The following is a 21,304-nucleotide window of genomic DNA, read 5'->3' on the forward strand; positions in this document are numbered from 1 at the left end:
CCTTTTTTAAGAGGGACGTATGGTTTATTGGACGCGGTAAATTCTGGCCCAATCATCCGGGGCGATGGTATTCTGGGCGTTATCTACAATACCTACAATGGCGGGACTGCGCAAAAAGGTTTCTGTGACCTGTTGCATTGGCAGCCAGGCGACATCATTGATGAGTTGTTGTTCGGCATTTTGATAACTTTGCTGGCGTTCACTGGCAGTAAGATTCTCATCCGCATCCTGTAATTGTTTCTGTACAAGTTGCTGTTGTGCTGCTGTGCCGCTGGTGTTCTGTCCATAATTCATATTATTGTTTGGCGAACCCTTAGCAAACTGCTGCGAAAGCCAATCCTGTGGATCTGGATATTCTCCTACCCAGGCCAGTCCCCACATCTGGATACCGTTGGCATTGCCGGTGGCGCCAGTAACTTTGTCCAGCAAGGTATTATAGTCCACTGCTTCAGGCGTTACCTGAACCTTGAGGACTTTTTGCCATGTCTGGATCAGGACTTTGACTTCCTGGCTAAATGTATTGTTTTCAGCTACATAGGTAAGCTGGATCGGTGGTAGCTCTGCTGTGGTCTGCAACTTTTCTTCTTGTAAACCTTGTTGCAGAAGTGCCTGTGCTTTTTTCGGGTTTCCCCCAGATTGGTGGTGCCGTCAGGACCCGTGATCTGGGCGTTGTAGTCTGGCATCCCTTCGGGAACAATATGGTTCGTGGCTCTGGCAGTGTTTTTCCATATATCTCTGGCAATGGCCACTTTGTCGATTGCGAGGGCAAAGGCCTGCCGGATATGGATATTATCGAACGGTTTGGCCAGATAGTTCATGGCATAGTAGTTGATCCACTGCTGGGGAATTTGATGGAAATCTGTGCGTTTCATGTCGCTGGCAAAGGTATTCATCGGGACGCCAGTCATGTCAAGCTGATGATTGGTATAGGCCTGATAGGCTTCCTGGCCGGTCTGATAAAAAACGTAGGAGACTTTTTGTAGTTGCGGTTGGGCATTATAGTATTTTTTATTTGGTACAAAGTCGATATGCGAGCGATGGGCATAGGTCGCAACTTTGAAGGGTCCGGCCCCACCGCCTTCGTTGAGATGGTCAGTAAACTGGGTCTTGTATTTTGTAATCAGGCTTTTTTGTACGACATAAGAGCAAGGATTGGTCAACATTGAGAGAAAATAAGCGGACTGTTTGCTGGTGGTGATGACGACCGTCTGGGCATCTGGTGTCTGGATACTGTCGTTGATGAGTGTGGTGATGCGGCCAGCTAGCAACTGGTCGGAGTCTTTGATCAGGCGTAAATAGATAGGGGCCACGGTGGACTTTGTATCTGGCTGTAAGGCACGATCCAGACTATATGCCACATCGGCTGAAGTTAATGGGGTGCCATCACTAAAGGTGAGATGCGGTTTCAGCTTAAAGGTCCAGGTGACGCCATCGCTTCCCAGTTGCCAGGATTTTGCCAGTTGAGGTTGAATGTGAAGCTTACTGTCCAGCTGTACGAGTCCTGTAAACATCATCTGAATTGCTTTGAGTGAGATTGGATCATGGGCGAGCGCTGGATCCAGTGTATCAAAGTCGGCTATGCCCACCAATGGGGCGGTGAAAATTTGTTTGCTGAGTGGCGCTTTGGTGTGCATCTGATTGGTGGTGTCACCACCGCCAAATGGATTGCTGCAGGCTGCCAGGAGCAGCGTCAAGAGACAGCTCAGGAGCAAGAGCGCAGGTATTGGGCGCTGCTTGTCTGCCGTTGAGTATCTTCTTCCAATTGACATCGAGAGCATCTCCTTCAAGTTCACGGACAAAAATCCTTTTTGCCATGTCATAGTTTATGGGGGAGTGGTCATTCAATTGTATGTAAGTTCGGGTTTGATTCCCATGTGTTCCATAGTTTCTCTGCATGAGTTTTCGCACCAAAGAAGTATGGGCGCTTCAGTGCCCGAGTGCGACTGTTAGCACGCTCCCCGCTGAGAGTGGGAATCAAACACTAACTCATACATAGAAAGCAGTGGTACCTCTGGTTGTTTTTATCGCGTCGCCGTTATGCTTGAGCTCTATGGCGCACATGAATATTCAGCCAGGAGGCCACTGCTTTATTGTGAACGTGTGTGGTTCATGCGCATGCGCACAGACACATATGCTGTGCGCATGCTTTTTCAACGAGCTGTTGTTACAACTGCGAACTGAGGGCATCGCGTTTGCCCAGGGCCGCGGCCCGCAGGGCGATGTGCAGATAGCTCTCGATATGCGTGCTGGCAAGATCCCTTGGCCAGCTGATAAATTCTTCACCTGCTGCCTGCACGATTTGCAATGCATGGCCCTGATCAAGCGTGATGTCGTTCATGGCAGCGACCAGACCGATGCTACCGAAGAGTGCACGTGGATCATGACCTAGCTTCAAATAGCGCTGTGCTGTGGCGAAAGCACCATGCAGATCTTTGTTCTGCAACTGGCTCTCCAGCGTCTCTAGCTGGCTGACCGCGATCAGGCCACCGCCGGTACCAGTATGAACGCCAGCCTGTGGCTGGGCGGCGGGAGCAAACTGTGGGGCCAACTCTTTAAAGAGGCTATTGACATAGGATGCTGCGGTGAAGAGCAGATTGTAGACTTCTTCATCCTGCACCTGGCGGAAGGCATTATGTGCCGCCGAAGCAAACAATAAGCCATGTCCAGCGCGGATAAACAGTTCCCGATCTTCGTCGCCGATTTGCTGAAGAATGGTAGCTGCGGCCAGCGCGATCACTGAGGCTACTGCGACTGGCGAGGCTTCGCCTTTGATGAGCACATCATAGACGTTGTCACAGACGTGAGCGGTCTCTGCATCGCTGAGAATAACCTGCTGTAAAGGCAGGGCGCTGGCATTTTTAGGTGCTGAGAGGCGTGTGCGTACACTGGCAATGCTGTGTTTCGGTTCAGCGATGTAGTCACGCACGACTTTGGCCCAGGCCGGCTCAGGTTTTTGTGGCTGTAGTGGCAGGTGAGGAGCCAGCCAGTGTAGTATGGTTGGGACCTCGTCACCCCATTCCACCGCATCCAGTAGCTGGAAGCCACGCACTGTATAGATCAGTGGGTGTCCCCCGTTGCCAAAGGTCGTGGAGACGGATTCGTAGGCACGCACCTGCATGGTTCGATAGTCAGCGCCGGTACTAAAGAGTCCGAGCAGGATGCGCTCCGCCATTTTGGCGTCGTTCTCCAGCACGGCCTGATTCATAACATAGTTGACGCTTTTGTTCTCATCGAGCAGCTCACTCGGGAAGAAGGGTTTGGGCTTCTCATAGGTAGCGTTTTGACCATTGCGAATAGCTGGTGCTGCCGCGATCAGGGCCCGTACGAATAATGGTAGTGCACGCATCTGTGATGGTACTTCAGTATCCAATGGGGCTGGTCGGGCGCGCAGAAAGCGAGCCAGCATGGTCGCTGCCGCCAGGGCAATGGTGACATGACCCTCTGGATCGCCTTTACTGGCGAGTACACCGATACGGCCGATCAAGACATCGGCATTACGTTCTTTTTCTAATAGCGCGCGGGCACTTGAAATAATGCGCGCATTGTCTCCGCTGATTACTGCATCAATCAGCGTTGAGAGGTCCACTCTCAGTTCTACTGCAGCCATTTATGACTCCTACATATGTAAGTACGTATTTATAAGAACATGTATAGAAATGTTATCCCTCTTTTAATTCACGAATAGCATTTTCTATACGGGGAATTTCTGCATATTCTTCATCGATAAGTTTATAGGCTCGACTTAAATAGAGTTCCGCCAATTTCGCGCCGCGCTCATTGGGTGCGGTGGCCGCCTTTGCAATTTCGGATCCACGATATTTATCGGGTAACAGGCGTGCCAGGCGTTCGATGCGTCGTTGTGTATCCTGGAGCAATGTTTTATCCTGCCCCTCAAGAGCATAGCGAGCCATACCCACAAGTTTGCCAACTTCAGCTAATTTTTGCCGTTCAGACATAGTTTGCAGCAGGAGTTCCTCGGCATCCAGATTCTCAATCGGGGTTGCTTCCGCAATAGTGTTTTTGGTTGGTTCCTGCGCGAGTTGACTGGCTTGTGGAATGGTATTGGCATAGAGTTGAGCATATTCCTGGCAGCTGGTAGCCGCCATTTGCATACGCTCGACCTCTTCACTTGAGGTCGAACCAATATCGCACAGATCGTCACCACGACGGTCTGCCAATGCTTCCAATTGTTCCAGGCTCATTCCTTCTTCAAGCATTGGTGGAATGGGCATACCTGAGATACTCTCGGCTCCTTGTAGTTCCTCGGAGGAAATCTGGGCGGCAAAGAGTGGAGGTAGATACTTCGCGATCGACATGGGTATTGGTGGTACGAGACAATAGGTACTATAGACAACTCGCGAGTTGCTTCTACTTCTTGCTATGAAAATAGCATGCCCTTTAGGGGCTTGTGGATTTCCACGTAAGAATTGTATACCCATAACGAAGTGTCCCTTCAGCTTTCGGGGCAGAGGCGACCGGAGATCGCCTTTGCCTGTTTGTAATAGTTTTTTTCAAGTAGTAGTGTCTACTACTCAAGCTCGTTTTGAGAAGGAATGGCTTTCCGCGTTTTTTGCCCTTCAATAGGCACGCGGCACGCCTTCTAGTATATCATCGATAGCAATATTTCTGCCTTAGAGACTACGACGAAGTTGTGCCAGACGTTTAACCAGGTCGGTGTTACGCTGAATCTCTTCGTTGCTGAGCTCTTCGCCCCCAATGGGAATGTCTGCCTCATAGGCCTGGAGTCGTGCTACGACTTCCTGAGAACCAGCGATGCGCACAAAATTTTCGAGCAGGGAGCGGGCCTGGGCATCATTGTTCTGCCGCAGATCGGTAATGGCGGTCTGGGCATATTGTTCCGCATACTGGCGCAGGAACATGGACCAGCGCTGAGGCGTACTGATACTTTCCATGACGCGCTCGACCTGCAGGATGGCTTTGCTTTGCTCGTCGCGGGCACGTTCAAAATCACCGCGCAACAGATAGATAGCTCCGCGTGCGAAGCGGGTATCGGCAACGCCGAGTGGACGTCGCTGCTGGTGATAGTGGTGCAACGCCTGCTCAAAATCATTGAGCGCCTGTTCCTGTTCATCTTTTGCGCGATTGGCCAGTCCACGGGTCAGGAATGCGTCCGCCTCGTTGACCTGATCATCAGTTTGTCGATAACGGACCAGGGCGGCCTCACAATTTTCCAGCGCCTCATCCCATTGTTGCTGACCGATATGCACCTGGGCCACACAAGAACAGCTGAACCATCGCCATTGGTATTTTCAATCAGCTGGAACTGGCGTCCGGCTTCATAGAAAGTATTGAGGGCGGTTTCCAGCTCACCTTTGGCTAACTGTGCCTGGGCTTTTCCCAGAATGGTTTCGGTTGTCAGGGTTGCTTGCTGGAGCTTCTCTGCTTGCTTGTGGACGTCGTTAAAGAGCGTTTCGGCTTCGTTGAAGTCCCCTTCCGCCAGACGTAACTGGCCGCGTACCGCAAGGATTTCGGATTGCAGTTGTCGGGATCTCTCATTGTGTTTGCTGTGCTCCTCGGCAGCCTTGAGCTGATTTTCTGCATCTTTCAGGTCGCCAGCCAGGATAGATAGGCGCGCCAGGCCAATCTCTGCGGCGGTAATAACTGGTATGCCGATAGCTGGATCCGTGCGCTCGCCTTGCTCATGAGCGTCATTGAAGATCTTTTTTGCCTGTACCAGTTCACCTTTCTGTTTGTTGACGAGCGCGAGCAGCAGTAAAGCCCGGCCTTCAACATCTGGATTATCCAGTGCATTCGCTTGTTTGAGTGCATCTTCCAAGGTTTGTCTGGCCCGACTGAGGAAACCACGCTGATATTGGAGACTGCCCAGACCAACCGTCGTTTCTGCCTGTCCCAGTTTGTATGACACTGCCTGGTAGGTGCGCAGTGAGCGTTCCATAATTGAGTTGGCATAGGAAAGCTGGCCCCGGCGCAGGTTGACTTCTCCTAACAGGCGACCAGCATTGGCCGTGCCGAGTGCATTGTGTTGATCGCTATAGATCTGCAAAGCGGATTGTGCGGCGATCAAGGCTTGATCGATCTGGGATTGGAGGAAGTTGATCTCGCCCAGGCCCAGATTGGCATCAGCCTGGCCTAATTCATATTCGATTAAGCCAGCACGGTTAAGGGCATCTGCCAGCACATTGCTGGCTTCATCGAGACGTTCCTGTCCGATATAGATCTGGCCCAGTCCAACCTGTGCATCAACGATGCCATAATTATCACCGCTTTGCTGGTAAATTTCCAGCGCACGCTTGTAGGCACTTTCGGCTTCGCTAAAATGGCGGCTGAGACGCTGGATATCAGCCAGACTGCGGCTGGCATCTGCCTCATTGGTTGTTTCGTTCGCTTCTTTAAAGAGGCGAATCGCATCCTGATAATGTTCCGCTGCATACGTCGTGTTGGCGCGCTGCAACTCAATATGACCCAGGGCCAGCTCAACATTGCCCAGGCCTTTCGTATATTGTTGCTTGCGATAGATCTGTTCAGCTTTTTGATAGGCATCCTGTGCCCGATCCAGGTGGGCCAGCCGTCGCTCTACATGTCCCATTGAGAGAGAAGCTGAGGCGGCGAGCAAGAGGCGATCGGCCTGTTCATAATGTTTAAGTGCACGCTGGTAGCTATTGATCGCCGCTTCGAGAGAATTATTCTGTTCTTGAATATCTGCTATCATTGCTCGACAATCGCCAGCTTGTTTAAAATCGCCAATCATGCGAAAACGAATCTCGGCGTCCCGAATGCCTCGGTCGCCTGGTCTAACTTGCCATCATTATAGGCAGTAAAGCCAACTTGCAGCCGTTTCTCTGCGAGTTGACGATCTTTTTCTTTTTTTTCGTTTTCTGATGTCGTCATAACTTATATATTCCTTAACTCATGTTTTGCTGAGTATAAATCTTGAGGGCTTTGAGTTCTTTTCCATTGTATATTCACTGGCTTTGGAAAGTCAAAGAACTCTTGTGATGATTTTTAGTGGATAGGCTGGGAGAGTGCATACTGTAGCAGGAACAACTAACCAGATATGCTGCTTGCTCGCTTTTTCGGAATTGCTGAAAAAATACAGACAGGAGTCCTCTGCTAATGGTATAATGGCAGAGTACAGGATAGCCATATGCACATACTTCTGCGTTGGCCGCTGCTTTCCTTTGCAATATCTGTCCGGGAATATGGCAGCATTTTGACAATAGCTATGTGCTAGTATTTTTGAAAGGCAGCTCTTTTTATGTATGAAGATGCTCTTGCACGTGTAGATCTTTTTTCCGCATTAGATAAAAAGGAACTTCAAGCCCTTGCCAAAAGCTTCCAGGAACGCTCATATACTGCCGGCTCGACCATTATCGCTCAGGGTGATTCAGGCGTTGGTCTGTATATTGTGACGGCTGGTAATGTGCGTATTACCAGAAGTAAAGATGCTGACCATGGGGATGAGGATCTGGGCGTCCAGGGACCTGGCAACGTGTTGGGCGAGATGTCGTTGCTGGATGATTTACCCCGCTCAGCTACCGTTACAGCGGTTGATGATGTGACGGCTTTGTTGGTGCCCGTCTGGGAGTTCCGCAACTTCTTGCGCAATCATCCTGATGTCGCGTTGAAGTTGCTGGCCGTTTTGAGTCGCCGTTTGCGCAAAGCGGAAAATCTCCGACCTGAATAAGCCTGGTCTGTCTGGCTCTGACCGCTAAAGGGTCGTCAAGCTGAAAAAAGGCAAAAGCGTATTCCACACAGGGAAGATCCATCGGGTACTCCTGTCTGGAATACATTTTTTATGTGGTCAGCAGACACCATGGGCTAAAAATCGTCTGCCTGATAGATTTCAGCTTCGGTGCTTACTGCCATGTGATCAGGTGGAGGGGAGTCGGGTTTCTCTCGATTCAGCAGTTTTTGCATCTCCTCGAACATGGTTTCTACATCTCCGAAACTGCGGTAGACGCTGGCAAAACGGATATACGCGATTTTATCCATTTGCCGTAAATGTTCCATGACGAGTTCTCCAATGACGTCGCTGGGAATCTCTTGTTTGCCAAAGCGATAAAGTTCCTGCTCGATCTCTTCAACTGCTTTTTCAACTTCCCCTGCCGGGAGTGGACGCTTTTCACAGGCTTTGCGAATGCCCACATACAGCTTTTGTCGGTCGAAGGCCTCGCGGCGCTGATCCTGTTTAATCACCATCAGGTGAAATTTTTCGACCCGTTCATAGGTGCTAAAGCGACCTTTGCACTGCTCGCATTCGCGACGCCGGTGAATTGCGTCTCCAATATCCCGCGAGTCTTTCACCCGAGACTCGGCTCCTCCACAAAAAGGACATTTCATTTTGAGTTGTTAAATCCTTGCTCTGAATGTCGTGTAGCACTATTCTATCACAACTACCATCATTCAGGCGGTCTTTACCTTGCTACATCAGAGCCGGGGCGGCAGACGCTTTGCTGTATTCTGCCGTTTTTGCTACGGTCGATTTCTGCTTTTTTTCGGTTGGATTGCCTTGCTTGCAGCCCGCTGGCCTGACTTTGCCAATATACCCAGAGCGTAAACGTGATCCCTGGCGCCAGTAAGCATACCAGTAGGGACCATGCCCTTGCCCGGTACGGCAGGTGCTACATGATGGTTTTCCACACTTACGAAATTGTAACTGGTAAGTAATATGCTGATCACTTGGTATAACTGCCATAAATCACGTACCCCTTCCACAAATCTAATACATATAACTGTGACCGTTAACCCTGCTTATATAATACCATCATTGTATGAACATTTTATGAATTTTTTGCAGCAAAACATGAAACAATGTTAATTTTTTGTCAGTGTTTATGCATGCAAATGTATTTTTATATAACACATTCTTCATAGAAAGAAAAAGGCAGTTCGTTGTGTGCCAGACTAGAGCAGAATTGGTACGTGTTGCTGCTGATCAGCGCACATCTGAACGCACCGACGTTTGTGGAATAGTGATATAATAATGTGTACCCATTTTTTCAGCGATGAGTCATCTGTTTTGTTCGTTACATCGTGTTGTTGGATTGGAAAGAGAGCGAACTATGCAAGTGATTATCAAAAGCAGACAGATGCAGGTTACACCACAGTTGCGCCAACGGATTGAGCGTAAGACTCAGCGACTTTCACGCTGGCTCAATGACGATTCGCGCGTAGAAGTAACTGTATCAGAAGAACAGACCCGTAGTGCCAATGACCGCTATTCGGTACAACTGGCACTGGCTGGAAATGCCCATGCTATTCGCAGTGAGGTGAGCGCCTTAAGCGCAAGCGCGGCCCTTGATCTGGTACTTGATAAAGTAATTGCTCAGCTTGGAAAACAGAAAGATCGGCTGACCACGCGCCGCCAGCATGTTACACCTATCAAAATCCTATCTTTGTCACGTCTTGGTGAACTTTCATCTGTGGATGAATACGAAGACACCGAGGCGGTGTCGTCCTCAGTCAGTGAGGAACATAACGAAGAGATCTGGTCCAGGGTGTTGGAAATTCGCCGTCTGCCAACGAAGCCAATGACCGATAACGAGGTGATTGAGCAGATGGAACAAACAGGCAACGCATTCTATCCATTTTTCAATGAAGAAACCAACAGTGTAAACGTCATGTATAAGCTGGAAAATGGTGGGTATGGATTGCTGGTTCCAGCACAAGGATAAGAGAGATTGACTCGCCGGTCGCTGAAAATGGAGAAAAAAAGTAAAGCCCCCGTCTTCTAAAGAGGCGGGGGCTTTACTTATGCTGTGATGGTGATTTCAAATTCCCACGGCTGTGGGGGTGGCGTTTCAAATTGTCCGAGCGGATCAACTGCACGAATGGTTAATGTACGAGCTTCAGTTGAAGGCAATGGCCGGAAGCGTGCGGTTCCCTGATAAACAGCATTGTTGGGACCACTGGCCAGATCAGGTCGAGATAGAATCATGCCACCTCGATCTCCTGTCCATTGGATACCGGTATTGTCCTTGACGAAAAAGATGATGCGTGGCACAAAGGCAAAGCCGGCGGTAAAAGGTGGTCGTATCCACAGATATTGTAGTTCAAAGAAATCCTGATAATACTGGATCTGATGTAAGATTAAGGTCATGCCTTGCTGTTTTTGCTCTAACTCTACAGTGATTGTGCGCACAGGAGTACGTGTGCTCGTACTTTCGCTGCGGTCCTGGTTGAGTGGCGTTGGGGCCGCGACCACTACAGGTGGTCGGGACGCCAGTTCCAGGGCCTGCGGCGAAAAAGGTGCAGGATCACGGAGAATATCATTGCATAACTGTAAACAGTCATCACAGATGTATGCTGCTCCCGGGCCCGCGATCATGCGTCGTACATCTGAAGAATAGCGACCACAAAATGAGCAGCGAGCCATCGACCGATCTAAACTCATAGCATATTCCCCATCAGTTAAACCAACGTATCAGCTTTTGTGGGTGCGCAGGATGGTCGCAGCCTCACTATACAATCCTAGACGTTCAAGCATAGAGGCATGTGCCTCCCATTCTAATGAATCTTCTAATGGCGTAAGTAATGGCGATACAGTTGTTTTTTGTAATTCTAACACAGTTGCACCAATCTCTGCAGCTTTATTGGTATGATTCCCGTTGAACAGGTCGTTCTCGGTGATGGCTCGATCTCCATATTTGCGTTGCAGAGCTAGCTCGATTAAGTGGTCTGCGAAATGTGGATTTTTGGGGAGCAGGGAACCATGCAGATAGGTTCCATAGGCATGACGGTAGATAGCGCCCTCAGTCTGGTCCTCCGCATTGTTGCCATTGCCTTTCAGGACCTTACCCAGTGGTTTGGCTGTTCCTAAATAGGTACGGCCGCCATGGTTTTCAAAGCCAACCAGTGTCTGCCCATTCCAACTGATGGCCACGTTGCCAATACAACGTGGAACTTTTGTGCCTTTGTGCTCTGTCCAGGCGTCAAAGACGCCCAGGCCGCGCATGTCTGGACCTTCGGCTGGTCGATAGTAATGGGCTAATAACTGATAGCCGCCACAGACGGCGAGGACTGGCATATCATCTTCAATGGCTGCCCACAGGCCGATCCCTTTCATCTCATGCAGGTCATCGGCGACCGGGGCCTGTTCTTTGTCTTGTCCACCGCCAATAAAGAGCATATCATATTCATCGGGTGCCAGGGCATCTCCAACGCCTAAACCTACTACGCGGAGCTCAATGCCTCGTAGCTGACAGCGCCGACGCAGGGTCAGGATGTTCCCTCTATCGCCGTAGAGGTTTAATTGATCTGGATAAAGGTGGCCCAGGGTAAGTGTGAGCGGTTGCTGGGTCGTGTTGGGCGACATCATTTAGGCATCTCTTCCTTCCCAATAATGTGGGGTGAAACCGCGCTGTTCTAACTCGCGATGTACTTCCAGTAAACCTGTATACGTTGGTACCACGAAGAGAGTTTCGCCAACCGGTGTTTGTTGCAATGCACTATCTAACGCGATTTTGATACCATACTGGCGTTCCTGACTTCCCGGCATCTCTGCTAGTTGTTCTTTTATTTCTCTCTTTTTCTTAAGACGCTTTTGCCGGGGTGTTTCGGTATTTCTGTGCGCTTTTAAACGGGCAGTTGGGATAATACTCATATTTTTCTCGGCTACGCCAGCATATTTTAGCCGCAGGGCCAGGTCCAGTGCGCGTGTACCACTGATGACCAGGGTTTCTGTCTGTCCAGGGACACGCTCAAAATCCACATCCCAGATCCAGGAAATATCCTGTCCATCGGCGATGTTATCATTAAGAACAAAGAGGATGTGGCGTGAGATTCCATCGGAGAACAGGGTACGTAGTACTTCGTTAAATCCGGTTGGATTCTTGGCCAGTAGCAGACGCATGGTCTTGCCATCCGCCTGAATGCGTTCACCGCGTCCGAAGACAGGCTTGGATTGTTCGATGCCACTGATGATCGGTTCCCATCCAATACCGAGAGCCCGGGAAACGCTGGTGGCTGCCAGGGCATTGTAGATATTATAAAGACCTGGCAATGGCACGACGATTTCGCGCTGCTCATCGGCTGACTCGATCTGGATGCGGATGCGATCAAATGTGTCCATCTGTACATGTGTTACGCGTACATCAGGCGTGGGACGTTGCTTGCCGCAGTTTGGACAATGATAGTGGCCCATATGGCTGTAGAAGCGCTTGCTATATTCGTAGTCGCTACCACAGTTGCTACAGGTGCGGACATCCAGTACCTGGTGGCGTTCGGCTTCCTGTTCGGCTGGATCATCTTTGAGCGAGAGGTCATCTATACCATAATAAAGAACGCGCCCTGCAAAGGAATCGCCCAGTTGGGCGATTGTCGGGTCATCAGCGTTCAGGACCAGCGTGGTGGTGTCTGGAAGTTGCGCGATGGCTTGCTTCCATTTGGTGACAATGCTATCTACCTCTCCATAGCGGTCTAATTGATCACGAAAAAGATTGGTAAAAACGATGACGCGGGGAGGGATCGCATCCACAAGTTTGGGGAGGGCGGCTTCATCGACCTCTAAGATTGAGATCGCCTTACCGGCACGTCGTAAGTGTCCATTTGGTTGGGCCCGGATTACCAGTGAACTGGCGACACCACCCACGAGATTTGAGCCCTCACGATTACGCCAGACCCGCAGGCCGTCATCGCGTAAAATGGCGGCGATAAAGCTACTGGTTGTGGTCTTACCATTGGTGCCTGTCACCATCAGGCTCCCATGCTCAAGTTCGGTTGCGAGGTGCTCGATGATATCAGGATAGACGCGTTGTGCCACAACGCCGACGATACTGGTGCCTCCGCCAAGGTGTAAGCGGCGACTGATCGCGCCAGCTGTGCGACCTGCCATCACCGCCAGGCCAGCGCGCATGGTATGCTGTTGGCGTTTAGGCTGTGGCTTTCTGGTCATCTCTTCATCCGCGGCAGGAAGCGGCGCGGGTTCCAGCGTACTATCTGGAGGTGACTGATCTATTTCAGGCGAGAGTGGCTGGGATGGTTGTTCGTTTCGCATGTGTTCCTCCGCATCGGCGCTTCTGCTTCTATCCTCTATAGTAGATGAATGCAGCATAGCATGCAAGCCTGATAGGGGTCAAGTCTATGGCAAAGATAGTCATCAGGATATATGTATACTTGTGGTACGTCCGGAATGGATGAGGGCTGAACGACACACCACCATCCACACCGCAGGTCCGGCTACACTTGCCAGAATGTGGTCATCGTGATTATGCTTAAAGAAATGTACTCTTGCCATGTATGGTATGCTTCAAAAGAAATTTTTGCTGCTTCCCTGACATTTCTCCTTAAGCATCCGTAAGCAACATTCAAAAAAGCAGCTATAAAGTGTTCGTTAGAGGTTGAATATGTAGTAGGGGTGAAAGAAAAGGACAGCAGTACTTTTTGAATAGATGGAAACAGGATAGAATACCTACTTGTCACGATATGCTATTCTATCCTTTGAAACGAAGACTCGTGAACAACCCCTGAGTCTTTAGCTCCGAGGTTGTTCACCCACGAAGCTGAAGACATCGTGGTTTTCTCGCCGGATGGCATTATACCGGATGGCATTGTGGTTTTCTCGCCGGACGGCTTTATAAATATACAGATTTGTTTAATAACGAAGGTCAGGTAAAACTTAATGGCAAAAAAAATTAGTAATTGTCGAGTCACCGGCCAAAGCAAAGACTATCGAGAAGTTTCTTGGTCGCGATTATGAGGTCCGCGCTTCTATGGGCCACATTATTGATTTGCCTAAAAAAGGCCTTGGTGTCAATACGCGCAAAGACTTTGCTCCTAAATACGAGATTATCGAGAAGAAAGACAAGCTGATAGACGAGCTTAAAGCTGCGTCTAAACGTGCCGATGAAGTGTACCTGGCCCCGGACCCTGATCGCGAAGGTGAATTTATTGCCTGGTCACTCAAAAATATCCTGGAACTCCAGAATCCGCATCGCGCAGTCTTTAATGAGATTACGAAGCGTGCAGTCCAGGAGGCTATTCGAAAACCTCGTCAGATTAATGAGGACCTCTTTAATGCTCAACAGGCGCGTCGCGTACTTGACCGTCTGGTCGGCTACAAAATCAGTCCTTTGCTTTGGCGCCGTATTCAGTCCGGGACGAGTGCTGGACGTGTTCAATCCGTGGCTTTACGCGTAATTTGTGATCGCGAGGCGGAGGTCCGCGCGTTTGTGGCTGAAGAATACTGGAGTATTGCAGCTACACTCAGTAAGCAGAAGCACAAAGATCGTTTTGAAGCTATGCTGATTTCTCGCCTTAAGGATGTAGATGCTGTGGGCGGGGATGATCCTTCTATAGAGGGGGAGGAGCCGGCGGCGGTGGAGGCTTCCGGGGCCAATGGGAGTAAGCCGGCAAAAGGTAATAAAGGGCGGATCAAGATCTCTTCTCAGGCTGAGGCGGATGCGATTCTGAAAGATTTGCAGGGGGCGAGCTATAGCGTGCTGAAGTATGATGAGCGCGAACAGCGCCGTCAACCACCTCTGCCATATACGACCAGTACGCTCCAGCAGGATGCTTCGCTACGGCTCTACTTTAAACCGAAGAAGACGATGAGCCTGGCTCAGCAGTTGTATGAAGGTATTGAACTGGGTGAGCGTGGTCAACAGGGTCTGATCACCTACATGCGTACCGATTCGACACGTATCTCCGATGAGGCGCAGGTGAGCGTTAAAGCGCATATCGCGCAGGAATATGGTGATCCTTATGTTGGTCAGGGACGCGTGGGAAAATCCAAGGCGACGACCCAGGATGCCCACGAGGCTGTCCGGCCAACGGAGGTGTCTTTTACTCCGCAGATCGTTAAGCCCTATCTTTCTCCGGATCAGTTTAAGTTGTATAACCTGATCTGGCGGCGCTTTGTGGCAAGCTTTATGACATCGGCGGTCTTTGATACCGTGCGTGCGGATATTGTGGCCCGGCAGTATGTGTTCCGTGCCACTGGCTCGAACCTGAAGTTTCCGGGTTTCTATGCCGTCTGGTCGCGTGAAGAAGATGAGAAGTTGCTGCCAAAAATGCAGGTGAATGAGCCGCTGGATTGTCATGGTCTGAAACCTGAGCAACACTTTACGCAGCCACCTCCTCGCTATTCTGAGGCCAGTCTGATCAAAGAGCTGGAAGAGCGCGGTATCGGGCGTCCAAGTACCTATGTACCTATCATCAGTACGATTCAAGATCGTGGCTATGTGGATCAGGAGCAACGGCGTTTTGTGCCGACCTGGCTCGGTGAGACGATCAATGAGGTCATGAACAAGCATTTTCCTGAGATTGTGGATACCGGTTTTACCGCTGATATGGAGCGCAAGCTGGACGATGTCGAGGATGGGAAACGTTCCTGGACTGAGTTCTTGACCACGTTCTATGGCAATTTCAAGACCACGATGGAAAAGGCTGAGGCCGAGATGAATCGTGTGCAGAAGCCATTGGAAGAGACCGATGAGCTCTGTCCTGATTGTGGCCGTAGTCTGGTTATTCGTACAGGACGCTTTGGGCGCTTTATCTCATGCTCCGCTTTTCCGGATTGTCGCTATCGTCGCTCGGTAGTTAATAAGACGGGGGCGCTGTGTCCACAATGTGGCGGAGATCTGGTTGAGCGCAAGACACGCGTGAAGAAACGTCTCTTCTATGGTTGTGTCAACTATCCAACCTGTAACTTTGCCATCTGGGAGCGTCCTGTACCTGAGTTATGTCCTGATTGTGGCGGCTTAATGGTAGTACCAAAAGGAAGCCAGGAGCCAGTCTGTTATAAGGAAGTAATTCTGGTTCAGCGCAGCGCTGAGGATAAGCCCTTGCAGGATGGTGAGAAGGCTCCCGCACGTACCACGCGTAAACGTAGCACGGCCGGGACTGCTTCTGCCAGCACGACGACCAGGCGTACCACGACGCGTAAGAAGGCCAGTGTGGGAGTGGACGGAGAAGAAGCAGCGGTGGTGAAAAAGCCAGTCAAGCGTGCCACTGCGAGCAAGCGTACCACAAAAACGACGGCAAAAGCTTCAACGCGACGTACGTCAGGTACTACAAAAAAAGCAGCAACCGCGGTAACAAAGCGGACAAAGACCACCAGGTAATCGCAAAAGCAGAATGAATCTGGAAAAGTGTGATATAATCGGGAAATAATTACACTCTCCAAATTCCCGAAACAAAGGGTGTTCTGCTTTAGATGGAGGATTACATGCCGCATGCAGTGACGCTGATTCCCGGTGATGGAACCGGGCCAGAAATTGCTGAGGCGACTTGCCGCGTTCTCGAAGCGACCGGGGTGCAGTTTCATTGGGATGTGCAACAGGCGGGTGCGGCGACTCTGGCAAAACAAGGTACTGTTTTGCCAGATGAGGTGATTGAGTCGATTCAGCGTACAAAGGTAGGATTGAAAGGGCCGATTACGACGCCGATTGGCAGGGGGCAGCGTAGCGCTAATGTCACGTTGCGTAAGAAGCTTGATCTCTATGCCAACCTGCGGCCCGCTAAGACTTATCAGGGTTTGCGTTCACGCTATGAAAATATTGATCTGGTCATTGTGCGTGAAAATACGGAAGATCTTTATGCGGGTATCGAATTTCAACGTAATACCGCTGAATATGAAGAGTTAGCTGAACTGATTGGTCGGACTACCGGGCACCACATTGATTTGAATTCTGCTATCAGTATCAAATATATCTCTGTTGCTGCGTCTCGACGTATCGTTAAATTCGCTTTTGAATATGCGCGCGCCAATAAGCGGCGTAAAGTAACGGCCGTACATAAAGCTAATATTATGCGACTCTCCGATGGTTTGTTTTTAACCACGGCGAACGAAGTTGCCAAAGAATATCCTGATATTCAATATGAAGACCGCATTGTCGATAATATGTGTATGCAGTTGGTGCAGAAGCCTGAGCTTTATGATGTGCTGGTCCTGCCCAATCTTTATGGCGATATTATCTCTGACTTGTCGGCTGGTTTGATTGGTGGTTTAGGGGTAGCACCGGGAGCAAATATTGGGATTAACTATGCTGTGTTCGAGCCTGTGCATGGTAGCGCGCCTAAATATGCTGGCCAGAACAAAGTGAATCCTATGGCGATGATGTTTTCTGGTGTGATGATGTTACGCCATCTGGAGGAAAGAGATGCCGCTCGACGCCTGGAAACTGCGCTGATGCAGGTGCTGGCTGAAGGAAAGGCTGTGACGTATGATTTAAAGCCACGGCCTGATGATCCAACGGCTGTGGGAACTTCAACGGTGGCTGATGCAGTAATCGAACATCTGCACGCGCTCTCATAAATAACTGACCAGGCCAGGGAAATGGAGAACAACAGAGTTCCATTTCCCTGGCCTGGCTTGCTCTGAGGCTTATTCCTGAACGACGCCTTTGCGCCATTTGTGACGAGCCTGGATATAGCGAACTGTACCGGAATGGGCACGCATCATGATTGAAGAGGTACGAGCACCCCAACCGAAATACTGGACTCCGTCAAGCAATTCACCTGTGGTGATACCCGTGGCGGCGAAGCTCACATCGTGGCCGCTGACCAGATCATCGGTGCGATAGACCTTGTTGAGATCGATGCCATCCGCTTTGAAGCGTTCACGCTCCTCCTCGGTACGTGGCCAGATTTTACACTGGATCTCGCCACCCAGGCATTTTAAGGCCGCTGCGGCCAGCACGGCCTCAGGAGCACCACCGACGCCCATCATGACATCAATACCACGATAGTCTTCCATGGCGGCCTGAATTGCGGCCGCTACGTCACCATCAGTGATCAAACGAATACGTGCACCAGCTTCACGGATCTGGCGGATCATATCCTGGTGGCGTGGGCGGTCGAGGATCGCCACTGTGAGATCGTCGATGTGAGATTGACGGGTGCGGGCAATGCGGTCCAGATTAACGGTGACGGGCGCATTGATGTCAATGACGTGCTTCATCGCTGGTCCAACCGCGATTTTTTCCATGTAGTAGACCCCGGGAGGTGCCGAGTACATGGAACCGCGTTCAGCGGTGGCAACAACCGCCAGGGCGCCAGGCAGACCCAGGGCCAGCAGGCGTGTACCATCCACCGGATCAACAGCCACATCTACATCTGGCTTGTTGCCATTGCCGATCTCTTCGCCAATATACAGCATGGGCGCTTCGTCTTTTTCGCCTTCACCAATGACGACGACACCATGCATATCGACACCATCGACTGCGTGCCGCATCGCGTCCACAGCCGCCTGGTCGACCATTTCTTTGTTGCCTTTACCCATCCAGCGGCCAGCACTCAGTGCTGCGGCTTCGGTAACACGGATAAGCTCCATGCCAAGATTGCGCTCAATTGTGCGCGACGGTTCAAAACGTGCCTCTTCTGCTGACATTCTTACAATCCCTTTGTGTTATTTTGTATTTGTACGTAGTGGGGTTTGGTGCGGCAGTGCTCTGCCTGCATAATCGCTTGCAGATGATTGACGGCCTCAGCCAGTTGCCCCTGTCGGTTTACAATAATATATTCATAGTGCTCTTGCTGGGCTAGTTCATACCTGGCATCTGTAAGGCGACGGTTGCGCTCTTCTTCCGTCTCTGTCTGACGATGGTTTAAGCGTTCCACAAGTTCTTCAACGGAGCCGGGAACAAGGAAGATATAGATTGCTCCTGGGACCTTCTGTCGCACGGTTGCCGCTCCCTGCACGTCGATTTTGAGCAGGACATCGCGTCCCTGTTGCAAATTATCGGCGATCTGTTGGCGCGGCTGTCCATACCAGTTTCCATGCACCTGGGCGTGTTCGATCAGTTCGTCTTTTTCGATCATGTCCTGAAATTGGGCCTGACTGACAAAATGGTATGGATGCCCATCGCTTTCTCCGGGACGAGGGGGGCGTGTGGTCACCGAGGCTACAACGTGGAAATCAGCGCCCTTTTTTTTCAGGGCATTGATAACTGTATCCTTTCCTGTTCCAGATGGGGCTGAAAGCACAAAAAGGAGTCCTGGTTTGCTGATTGTAGCCTGACCAGTTGGTGACAACGGTGATGACGTCTCAAGTTGCATGCTATTCTTCCTGCGGTTGTTCAAATAGAGAGAGGGTTAGTGTACGAACAAACATCTCTTTGTTATACTTTAAGGTATGTTCGCGAGCACATTGGCGTAGAAAAGCCAGATGGAACTCAAAAACTTGAGTCGGTGCGTGCTTGCACTACTATTGTACAACACTGACAGGTATCTCGAAAGTCGCTCAGCTTGTCTTTTTGGGTTTCGTTGCGCTTCACAGGCAGGACGAAAGCAAAAAAAGACAGAGGCGAGGACAAGACGTGCAGCCGGATGAAGGGCTTGCATCCCTTTGTGCTACGTCAGGATAGTAGATTGGAATTGACATTATGTATATGGATGCTATGACGCTGGCGGCGGTGGCCGATGAATGGCGTAAATTGTTGCTGGGTGCTCGTATCGATACGATTATTCAGCCAACCGAACACGCGGTGGCGCTGCAATGCTACGCTCCGGGTTCCGAGGGTGAGGGCGGGAAAAATCGCTGGATCTATCTTTCGGCCCATCCACAGTTTGCGCGGGCGCATATTACAGCGTTGAAGCCGCAAAGGATTGCCAGTGAGCCCCCGGCTTTTGTGATGTTGTTGCGCAAATATTTAGAGGGGGCGCGCATCGAATCGATCCGTCAGCCGCGCTGGGAGCGTGTGTTAGAGATTGTGGCCGGGTATCGGAAGAGTCCCGATAGCGATGAGCGTATTCGCTTCCATCTGATTATTGAGTTAATGGGCCGTCTTAGCAATATTATTTTTTGTGATGACGAGGGCCGTATCCTCGGTAGCTTAAAGCGCGTGGGCGCGGATGTGAATCGCTATCGTGTCGTGGCAACCGGTTTGCCTTATGTACCACCACCACCCCAGCAGCGCCAGCTGGCGGGTCAGCTGTTGCCACGCTTAGAACCAACCACGGTGACGGCCTCCCAACTGGCCATCTGTGCCGCCGATGAGACACCTCCTGACGAGCATGCTCCCCGCGATAAGAAGCGTAAGCGGACTCCAGAAAAGCCAAAGCTGTGGCAATTGCTTTCCCAGCATGTGCTGGGCTGTAGTCCACTGCTGGCGCGTGAAGCAGTGTTTCGGACCACTGAGAATGCTGAAACGCTGGTGTCAGAGGCGGATCAGGCGGTCTGGGAGGAGCTGGCCTGGAATGTGAGTGATCTGACCGGTATCTATGATAGCCATCAATGGCAGCCGCAGTTGCTTGAGCGACGTCTGACCGCCGAGGAGCAACAGAATTCCTTCGCTACCGCAGGCGAGGCCAGCTATGTTCCGCTGGCTTTTTCGGCCTATGCGTTAGAGCAATATGCCGAGCGTTCCGATGTGCGCCTGCGCCAGTCGCCTGCGCTCAATGTCTTGCTGGATGAATATTTCGCGCGTTCCGAGTGGCGCGATGCGCTGGATGTGCTGCGTTCACCTCTGCGTAAAATCCTCCAGACCAATAGTGAGCGCTGTCATCGTAAAGCCGAATTGTTACAGCAGGAACTAAACAATTCAGCCGAGGCGGCGAATTATCGTCTGTATGGTGAGCTGCTGCTGGCACATCAGCAGGAAGTTGGCCAGGGTCCGACCAGCGTAATGCTGGAGAATTACTTTAATCAGGATGAGGGAGCGGAGACGCAGGTCAAGGTGCCCCTGGATCCGCGTTTTGATGCTGTGACCAATGCCAATCGCTTCTTTAATAAATATCATAAGCTGCGTCGTGCTGTTGAACTGGTGCCGGAGCAGATCGAGCAGAATAATACCGAGCTGGCGGTGCTGGAACAGTTGTTGACGGATCTGAAGCTGGCCGAGAATGCGGCCGAGATTGCTCATGTGAAGTCTGAGGTTCAGGCGGCAGGATATATTCGTGGTAAGGCTCTGATCGATAAGAAGGCGTTGAAGGCGGCGAAGAAAGGGAAGGGCAATAAAGGTGGTAAACAGGCCAAAGGACGACCGTCAGGCCCTGGTGGTGGTGTGCCGCTGCATATTCAGAGTCGTGAAGGCTTTACATTGTTAGTGGGCAAAAATAGCCGTCAGAATGAGGAAGTGACCTTTCATCAAGCAGCCTCAAACGACATGTGGCTGCATGCCCGTGGCGTTTCGGGTGCCCACGTGATTATTAAGGCGGCTGGACGCGAGATCCCACGCAGTACGATTGATCAGGCGGCCAGCCTGGCGGCATATTATAGTGAGGCACGCGGCACGACCAGCGCGCCAGTTGATTATACCCTGCAACGCCATGTGCGACATATGAAGGGTGGTGGGCCCGGCATGGTCATCTATGAACGCGAACACACCATCTATGCCGAGCCGGATGCGGCCATCACGCTGCTCAAATCCTGATCATGTGTTCC

The 21,304-nt window shown here is 50.9% G+C and carries 19 protein-coding genes; 5 read left to right on the forward strand and 14 right to left on the reverse strand.

Annotated features, from left to right (window positions below; genetic code table 11):
• Positions 1-24 precede the first annotated feature (24 nt).
• The 7 genes from KDW_RS17650 to KDW_RS31830 form a co-directional block, all read right to left on the reverse strand.
• Positions 25-576 carry a periplasmic substrate-binding domain-containing protein gene (locus KDW_RS17650; RefSeq protein ID WP_151757165.1) on the reverse strand — a complete coding sequence of 184 codons (552 nt, stop codon included), beginning with the start codon at positions 574-576 and terminating at the stop codon, positions 25-27.
• Positions 531-1,769, reverse strand: a complete 1,239-nt coding sequence (locus tag KDW_RS17655; RefSeq protein WP_162005331.1) for a peptide ABC transporter substrate-binding protein — start codon at positions 1,767-1,769, stop codon at positions 531-533. Before KDW_RS17655 ends, KDW_RS17650 begins: the two co-directional genes overlap by 46 nt.
• 395 nt (positions 1,770-2,164) lie before the next feature.
• Complete coding sequence (locus KDW_RS17660; RefSeq protein ID WP_151757167.1) at positions 2,165-3,607, reverse strand: hypothetical protein; 1,443 nt, start codon at positions 3,605-3,607, stop codon at positions 2,165-2,167.
• Between the two features lie 52 nt (positions 3,608-3,659).
• The gene (locus KDW_RS17665; RefSeq protein ID WP_162005332.1) at positions 3,660-4,439 is read right to left on the reverse strand and encodes a hypothetical protein; all 780 of its coding nucleotides are present in this window, start codon (positions 4,437-4,439) and stop codon (positions 3,660-3,662) included.
• 192 nt (positions 4,440-4,631) lie between these two features.
• Complete coding sequence (locus tag KDW_RS17670; protein WP_151757169.1) at positions 4,632-5,237, reverse strand: tetratricopeptide repeat protein; 606 nt, start codon at positions 5,235-5,237, stop codon at positions 4,632-4,634.
• Positions 5,120-6,691 (reverse strand): tetratricopeptide repeat protein, encoded by a 1,572-nt coding sequence (locus KDW_RS17675; protein ID WP_162005333.1) that lies wholly within the window; start codon positions 6,689-6,691, stop codon positions 5,120-5,122. The genes KDW_RS17670 and KDW_RS17675 overlap by 118 nt, the downstream gene beginning before the upstream one ends.
• A gap of 35 nt (positions 6,692-6,726) precedes the next feature.
• Complete coding sequence (locus KDW_RS31830) at positions 6,727-6,870, reverse strand: hypothetical protein (protein WP_162005334.1); 144 nt, start codon at positions 6,868-6,870, stop codon at positions 6,727-6,729.
• Between the two features lie 367 nt (positions 6,871-7,237).
• Between KDW_RS31830 and KDW_RS17680 the strand changes: the two genes are divergently transcribed.
• Positions 7,238-7,666, forward strand: coding sequence for a cyclic nucleotide-binding domain-containing protein (locus KDW_RS17680; RefSeq protein WP_151757171.1), 429 nt, complete (start codon positions 7,238-7,240; stop codon positions 7,664-7,666).
• A gap of 134 nt (positions 7,667-7,800) precedes the next feature.
• Here the strand turns inward: KDW_RS17680 and nrdR are convergent, their stop codons facing one another.
• Both nrdR and KDW_RS17690 read right to left on the reverse strand, forming a co-directional pair.
• Positions 7,801-8,322 carry a transcriptional regulator NrdR gene (gene nrdR, locus KDW_RS17685; RefSeq protein ID WP_151757172.1) on the reverse strand — a complete coding sequence of 174 codons (522 nt, stop codon included), beginning with the start codon at positions 8,320-8,322 and terminating at the stop codon, positions 7,801-7,803.
• An 82-nt stretch (positions 8,323-8,404) separates the two neighbouring features.
• Entirely contained in the window at positions 8,405-8,677 is a 273-nt protein-coding gene (locus KDW_RS17690) for a DUF6788 family protein (RefSeq protein WP_151757173.1), read from the reverse strand.
• 367 nt (positions 8,678-9,044) lie between these two features.
• On the opposite strand from KDW_RS17690, the gene hpf reads away from it, so the two are divergent.
• A complete protein-coding gene (gene hpf, locus KDW_RS17695) occupies positions 9,045-9,656 on the forward strand; it encodes a ribosome hibernation-promoting factor, HPF/YfiA family (protein ID WP_162005335.1) in 612 nt (203 codons plus the stop codon).
• 77 nt (positions 9,657-9,733) lie between these two features.
• Here the strand turns inward: hpf and KDW_RS17700 are convergent, their stop codons facing one another.
• The 3 genes from KDW_RS17700 to KDW_RS17710 are packed head-to-tail and all read right to left on the reverse strand — an operon-like array spanning position 9,734 to position 12,976.
• Entirely contained in the window at positions 9,734-10,375 is a 642-nt protein-coding gene (locus KDW_RS17700) for a ClpX C4-type zinc finger protein (RefSeq protein ID WP_151757175.1), read from the reverse strand.
• 30 nt (positions 10,376-10,405) lie between these two features.
• Entirely contained in the window at positions 10,406-11,296 is an 891-nt protein-coding gene (locus KDW_RS17705) for a type 1 glutamine amidotransferase (RefSeq protein ID WP_151757404.1), read from the reverse strand.
• 3 nt (positions 11,297-11,299) lie between these two features.
• Positions 11,300-12,976, reverse strand: coding sequence for a Mur ligase family protein (locus KDW_RS17710; RefSeq protein WP_162005336.1), 1,677 nt, complete (start codon positions 12,974-12,976; stop codon positions 11,300-11,302).
• A 643-nt stretch (positions 12,977-13,619) separates the two neighbouring features.
• Between KDW_RS17710 and topA the strand changes: the two genes are divergently transcribed.
• Positions 13,620-16,043 (forward strand): type I DNA topoisomerase, encoded by a 2,424-nt coding sequence (topA, locus tag KDW_RS17715; protein WP_151757177.1) that lies wholly within the window; start codon positions 13,620-13,622, stop codon positions 16,041-16,043.
• A 104-nt stretch (positions 16,044-16,147) separates the two neighbouring features.
• Positions 16,148-17,236, forward strand: coding sequence for an isocitrate/isopropylmalate dehydrogenase family protein (locus KDW_RS17720; RefSeq protein ID WP_151757178.1), 1,089 nt, complete (start codon positions 16,148-16,150; stop codon positions 17,234-17,236).
• A gap of 69 nt (positions 17,237-17,305) precedes the next feature.
• Here KDW_RS17720 and glpX read toward each other — a convergent pair whose 3' ends face one another.
• Together glpX and gmk are read right to left on the reverse strand one after the other, a co-directional pair.
• Positions 17,306-18,310 (reverse strand): class II fructose-bisphosphatase, encoded by a 1,005-nt coding sequence (gene glpX / locus KDW_RS17725; protein ID WP_151757179.1) that lies wholly within the window; start codon positions 18,308-18,310, stop codon positions 17,306-17,308.
• A gap of 2 nt (positions 18,311-18,312) precedes the next feature.
• Positions 18,313-18,978: a guanylate kinase gene (gene gmk / locus KDW_RS17730; protein WP_151757180.1), complete on the reverse strand. Its 666-nt coding sequence runs from the start codon at positions 18,976-18,978 to the stop codon at positions 18,313-18,315.
• Between the two features lie 326 nt (positions 18,979-19,304).
• Here gmk and KDW_RS17735 point away from each other — a divergent pair, with 326 nt between their 5' ends.
• Positions 19,305-21,293, forward strand: a complete 1,989-nt coding sequence (locus tag KDW_RS17735; protein ID WP_151757181.1) for an Rqc2 family fibronectin-binding protein — start codon at positions 19,305-19,307, stop codon at positions 21,291-21,293.
• Positions 21,294-21,304 lie beyond the last annotated feature (11 nt).

It is taken from the genome of Dictyobacter vulcani (assembly GCF_008974265.1).
Lineage (GTDB): Bacteria > Chloroflexota > Ktedonobacteria > Ktedonobacterales > Ktedonobacteraceae > Dictyobacter > Dictyobacter vulcani.